This window comes from Aliiglaciecola sp. 3_MG-2023, from assembly GCF_030548205.1.
Taxonomy (GTDB): domain Bacteria; phylum Pseudomonadota; class Gammaproteobacteria; order Enterobacterales; family Alteromonadaceae; genus Aliiglaciecola.
The window spans coordinates 139,423-145,422 of record NZ_JAUORV010000016.1; the positions used below are offsets into that span (position 1 = coordinate 139,423).

Genomic DNA, 6,000 nt, shown 5'->3' on the forward strand with positions numbered 1-6,000 from the left:
TTTATCTTACGCTCCGCTCTACTTTGACCAGAATCGACAAGCCAAATTAGACAGAGTATAAAAATAACCCTAGAAAAAGTGGGTCAAAAACCAGGTCCCCCACATAGAGATGTTGACCCTAACCGCTCCATCACGCATTTTTCTCAAGAATAATATAACTAAGCGTAATGAAAGCGTGTAGCATCTAGTAAAAATTTGTTCTAAAATACAACTACTTTTCCTCCTAACTTAACAAAATTTGTATTAATTCGAAGTTTGAATTAGTGATACTTTTAGTGCATGGCATTATGTTATCTAGTCTGAACTTAGCTATAAACCAAAGTGACTATCCTATTCGCTTATTTTAAATTTGAAAAGGCAGGGAGCCCGCTAGATGTTCCATAGTATCAGATTCAAGTTTGTTATTATCATTGTCATTTCAATTTTAATTAGCTCAGTTTCAGTTTTCTTTTTAGCCATAAATGAACACGAAAATCTTTATCGAAAATCCGTAGAACAAAACTTAGACGCCATGTCGTCGGTTATGGCAGACAATATACTGTCAATATTCACCGAAGATGACGATGAAGGCGAAGTGTTTTTTTCATTAACCACTGAATTGCTTGGACTTGATCGTTACGAACATATCAAGTTTGTGAATGTATTTGATGCTAATTGGAATATCATTCAATATTATGTGCACCCCGACTACCTTAATTTAAAAAACTTTACACCTGAATTAACTTCCGTCTCTCCACAGAATTTACCCCGAGAGGTTACCATTACCGATGAAGGCTTAACGGTAATAAAAACCATTGGCGAGGAAAAACTACCGGTAGGTTTTTTATTAATCGTTCAAGATTATCAGCGGCCCTTAAGGGAAAGCAAAAAAAGCCTTTTTTATAGTGCCATTCCGTTCGTTATATTAGTGGTCGCTTTGGCAATGCTCATATCCTTTTTAAGGTATCAGCAATTATTTAAGCCGCTACTAAACCTTACTAAGTTTACGAAAAAAGTGGAAAAAACCACTGATTATAACTTGAAGTATAGAGTGACAGGTAATGACGAAGTATCAGAATTGGGTCGCAACATTAACAAGCTCTTAGGAACCATAAATGCAGAGATAAAAACCAATCAACAAAACACAGAGAAGTTGATTGAACAACAAAACTCGATGCAACATTTGGCTAATTATGACACCTTAACTGGCTTACCTAATCGTATGTTTTTTATGGAAATATTAAAATTAGAATTAGCCAGAAGTCAGAGAGAAAATGAAGATTTAGCGATCATGTTTTTCGACGTTGATGGCTTTAAGGGAGTTAACGACACCTTAGGTCACGAAACTGGCGATTTATTACTTAAAGCGGTAGCGACTAAAGTCAAAAGCTTTCTTCGACCGGGTGATATTTTAGCGCGTTTAGGTGGCGATGAGTTTTTGATTATGATCCCACATCTAAATAATTCGCTGATAGCTGTAAATATTGCCAATCGTATAATCGAGGGAATGTTAAGCCCCATCGAAATTAACAGTTGGGATATTCAAACGGGTGTGAGTATTGGTATCGCTAAAGCCACTGACGCAGAGTTTGATATTAATACATTTATCAGTAACGCTGATATTGCTATGTACGCATCAAAGGAAAAAGGCAAAGGCTCTTACACTGTTTTCCACAAAAGAATGTTAGAGGAAAACCGCAGAAAAGTACAAATAGCCAATCTTATTACAAATGCCATTGCGAAAGACGAATTTGACATTCATTATCAACTGAAAATATCCTCCCAAGGTTCAATAAAGGGTTTAGAGGCACTGTTGCGCTGGAAAAATGATGAGTTGGGCAACATATCACCTGCCGAATTTATACCTATCGCAGAACAAAGCGGTAAAGTGAAAGCCATTACCCGCTGGCTAGTGGAAAGAGTGTTTCAGGATATGAGTGTGTTACAGACCCTGGTTGACCATGATTTGGTTGTATCTTTGAATATATCAAGCCACGATTTACAAGATCGCAATTTCATCCATTTTATTAAAAAGAATCTATCTACATATAATGTGAATATTCAAAATATTCAATTTGAAATGACAGAATCGAGTTACCTTGAAAATTTTGATAGTGCTAATGAGTTCTTCAGCAATATCAGAAAGATGGGAGGTTCCATTGCCCTAGATGATTTTGGTACAGGTTACTCTTCCCTTAGTTACCTGACAAAAATTGAAATAGACACACTGAAAATTGATCGCATGTTTGTAATGCAGCACGATAGCTCGGGCAAAGACACCGTAGTTTTACAAACCATTTTAGATTTGGGTCATAGGCTCGGGTTACAAATTTGTAGTGAGGGGGTAGAAACCGCTGATCAAGCAAATTACTTAATTTTGCATGGCAGTGATGAAATGCAGGGGTATTATTTCGCAAAACCAATGCCATTAGCCAAACTTCCTGAAGCCTTTGAAAACGCGCAAAGATTGTTTCAGGAAATTTGCGTTATTGAATATTAAATGATTACTCGTTTTATAGGTTTGAATTGAATAGTTAATAAAAATTAATTCACCCAACTCCTCCGATTAAAAGGAATGATTTACACCTTTTATCTTGATCATTTAAATGAAACAAATTTACATATTTTTTATGATAATAGTGGATAATTGAAGAATGATTTGAAGGAAAATTGAAAGAGCTCTTTGTTTTAGATAGTTTAGACTTACTATTGAATCAATACGTTAACCATACAAAAACGGAAATGACTAGGGATAGAACTTGTTGATGCGACCTATTATTTTAAAATTTTTTATATTATTTCTTTCAATTAGTCATTTACCACTCATGGCGAATGAACTTAATTTTTCTGGCTATGCTAGGGTTATTGCCGGATACTTAGATGAAGAGAATACTGATTTCAAAGGTTATGATGATAGTATCAGTTTTGAGCCATCCAGTTTAATCGCTTTACAAGCTGAATATCAATTTAGTGATAAGTGGTCCGCTACAACGCAACTTATAGCAAGAGCCGATAAGGATAAAGACTCAGGCATCGAATGGCTTTATTTAACCTACCAAGCAACAGATAACCTACAAATCAAATTCGGTAAATTACGCGCTCCTTTTTTCTCAATGAGCGATTACACTGACGTTGGCTTTGCTTATCCTTGGATAAATCTTCCTTACCAAGTTTACGATAACTTTTTGTTTCGCACCTTTGAGGGAGCAGATTTAATTTACAAATTTAATACCGATAATGTTGAATTAAGTATTGAAGCCTACATAGGTCAAGAAGATGGTGACGTTGAATTCAATAACAATCAAACAGGTTTTACTGCCCGTAATTTGCGAGGACTAATCGGCAAGCTAAACAAAAATAACTTTGAATTTAGGATCGCACATTATCAGGGGAATTTAGGGTTAAATATTAGTGAAGTAACTGAGTTTCAACAAACACTTTATAACCTCAACTTTGTTCAAAGTGCTGACTCTCTTGACACTAAAGGAGTAGCTAAAGTTCAGCAAATTGGAATTGTTTACGACAATTTAGATTATTTTATTAGGTCTGAATGGGTCAATATTGAAACCGACCTAGATTTCATACCGAAAATTCAAAGTTATTACGTTACTGGTGGGTTTAATTACGCACATTTTACCTTTCATTTAACGTTTGCTGATAGTAAAGGGGAGGTTAAATCACCATTACAGGAGATACCTATTGGATACGATCCTGGCTTAGACCAATTGGCGGAAGCGTACAACAATATTTTTCTTACCTCAGCAGCAACAGATATGCAAAGTTGGACTCTTGGAGCAAGGTGGGACGTACTATCAAACCTCGCTCTGAAGGCAGAATTTACTACCATCGAAGAAGGTAACGGTTCTAATTCTTTTTTCGACACGGATGAAAATACGACCTTCGACGGTAAGTCTAATTTGTACCTTGTTGGTTTAGAGTGGGTGTTTTAAATGAGACCTATACCAACACCACACATCATCAATGTAGCATTGCTACTTTTAATACTTTCTTGTCTATTGGGTGTAAAAGCCCATGCTGAAGACCAAGATCCTGATTTTATCCTTGTTATTAATACCCAAGACAAAGAATTAACTTTAAGTAAACAACAAATTAGACACATATTCATGGGAGGATCCCTAAGCAATAAGTTTAAAGCCGTCAACTTACCTTCAGGCAATCAATTGAGAATTGAATTTAATACAAAAATTGTAGGGCTTACTGAATCTCGTATTCAGGCTTATTGGGCGCAAATGAAGTTTACAGGTAGAAGTAAGCCGCCTATGGAATTAGAAACACCTCAAAAGGCGCTCGAATATCTAGTAAAGACAGAGAGTGCCATAACATATCTTCCATCTGATATAGAGATACCAGACGGCCTAACGATTATATATCCTTAAGACTCTCGAGCTATACACCAAAGATAGTCATTATCAGTAGTTACATTGCGATTTAGCTTTGTAAATGGTGTTGGCACGAGGCAAGATTTATTATCTGAGAGACCCTGAGCATAACTTTTCTATACTGCGCTTTGAAAGCCGCTACCCGCCCCTATGCCCCTTGAGATAATTAATCAAGTCATAAACCATTCCACGGACTAAAGCCCGAACTACACCGTTAAGAATGTAGGCTGGAATTTATGCCAGTGCGCCTTTTACACGGGCTAAAGCCCGAGCTACACCGTTAAGAATGTAGGCTGGTATTTATGCCAGCGCGCCTTTTACACGGGCTAAAGCCCGAGCTACACCATTAAAAATGTAGGCTGGTATTTATGCCAGTGGCCTTTTTCACGGGCTGAAGCCCGAGCTACACCATTAAGAATATAGGCTGGAATTTATGCCAGTGCGCCTTTTCCACGGGCTAAAGCCCGAGCTACACCGTTAAGAATGTAGGCTGGAATTTATACCAGTGTGCCTTTTTCACGGGTTAAAGCCCGAGCTACACCGTTAAGAATGTAGGCTGGTATTTATGCCAGCGCGCCTTTTCCACGGGCTAAAGCCCGAGCTACACCATTCAGAATGTAGGCTGGAATTTATTCCAGTGCGCCTTTTCCACGGACTAAAGCCCGAGCTACACCATTAAGAATGTAGGCTGGTATTTATGCCAGCGTGCCTTTTTCACGGGCTAAAGCCCGCGCTACACCATTAAGAATGTAGGCTGGAATTTATGCCAGTGCGCCTTTTACACGGGCTAAAGCCCGAGTTACACCATTAAAAATGTAGGCTGGTATTTATTCCAGTGCGCCTTTTCCACGGGCTAAAGCCCGAGCTACACCATTAAGAATATAGGCTGGAATTTATGCCAGTGCGCCTTTTCCACGGGCTAAAGCCCGAGCTACACCATTAAGAATGTAGGCTGGTATTTATGCCAGTACGCCTTTTTCACGGGCTAAAGCCCGAGCTACACCGTTATATATGCTCTCACATGGGGGTGAGCGAGGATGTTTTAGGAACGCAGTTCCGCCCGAGCGCACGACCGACATGGATGTCGGGCTGGAGGTAGCACCAGGGAAGGTTGACACCTAGCAGTTTATTACGTGAACAGGTATTGCATACACACCGAGGGGTTAGGTTCCCCGTTTATGGCTCTTGCGCGACAGCGCTTAGAGGAAGGGCTATCCAACTGAAGTTGTTTCATCAGACTCAGTTTTAAAGCTCACATATGCAAAAAAGGGCTACCCTTTCGGATAGCCCTTTCTCTAATGGGAGTCTGGCGATGTGCTACTCTCACATGGGGGTGAAAACGGGGCTCTCTGGAGCAGCGCTCCAGCCGTTTGAACGACTCAAGCTATGCTTGAGGCTGGGAATCCACTTTGTGATGGTTGACTGCGGAGTAGATTTCGCGCGGCAGCGCTTAGAATGGGGCCACCTTAATAATATTCGATAAATGCGTGGTTATTTTACAGGTATCAGAAACGAAAAAAGCCACCCTATTAAGGTGGCTTTATTCTAAATGGGAGTCTGGCGATGTGCTACTCTCACATGGGGAAACCCCACACTACCATCGCCGCTAACACGTTTCACT

The 6,000-nt window shown here is 39.3% G+C and carries 3 protein-coding genes; all 3 read left to right on the plus strand.

Going from position 1 to position 6,000, the window contains the following annotated elements; all coding sequences use genetic code 11:
* Nucleotides 1–373: 373 nt before the first annotated feature.
* The 3 genes from Q4574_RS17325 to Q4574_RS17335 all read left to right on the plus strand — a co-directional run bounded on the left by Q4574_RS17325 (nt 374) and on the right by Q4574_RS17335 (nt 4,376).
* A complete protein-coding gene (locus Q4574_RS17325) occupies nt 374–2,479 on the plus strand; it encodes an EAL domain-containing protein (protein ID WP_303475831.1) in 2,106 nt (701 codons plus the stop codon).
* A gap of 325 nt (nt 2,480–2,804) precedes the next feature.
* Nucleotides 2,805–3,929 carry a hypothetical protein gene (locus Q4574_RS17330; RefSeq protein WP_303475833.1) on the plus strand — a complete coding sequence of 375 codons (1,125 nt, stop codon included), beginning with the start codon at nt 2,805–2,807 and terminating at the stop codon, nt 3,927–3,929.
* Nucleotides 3,930–4,376 carry a hypothetical protein gene (locus Q4574_RS17335; protein ID WP_303475836.1) on the plus strand — a complete coding sequence of 149 codons (447 nt, stop codon included), beginning with the start codon at nt 3,930–3,932 and terminating at the stop codon, nt 4,374–4,376.
* Nucleotides 4,377–6,000 lie beyond the last annotated feature (1,624 nt).

Coding starts and splice junctions, on each gene's coding strand:
- Q4574_RS17335 (WP_303475836.1), top strand. CDS start 3,930: ATGAGACCTATACCAACACCACACATCATCAATGTAGCATTGCTACTT.
- Q4574_RS17330 (WP_303475833.1), top strand. CDS start 2,805: ATGGCGAATGAACTTAATTTTTCTGGCTATGCTAGGGTTATTGCCGGA.
- Q4574_RS17325 (WP_303475831.1), top strand. CDS start 374: ATGTTCCATAGTATCAGATTCAAGTTTGTTATTATCATTGTCATTTCA.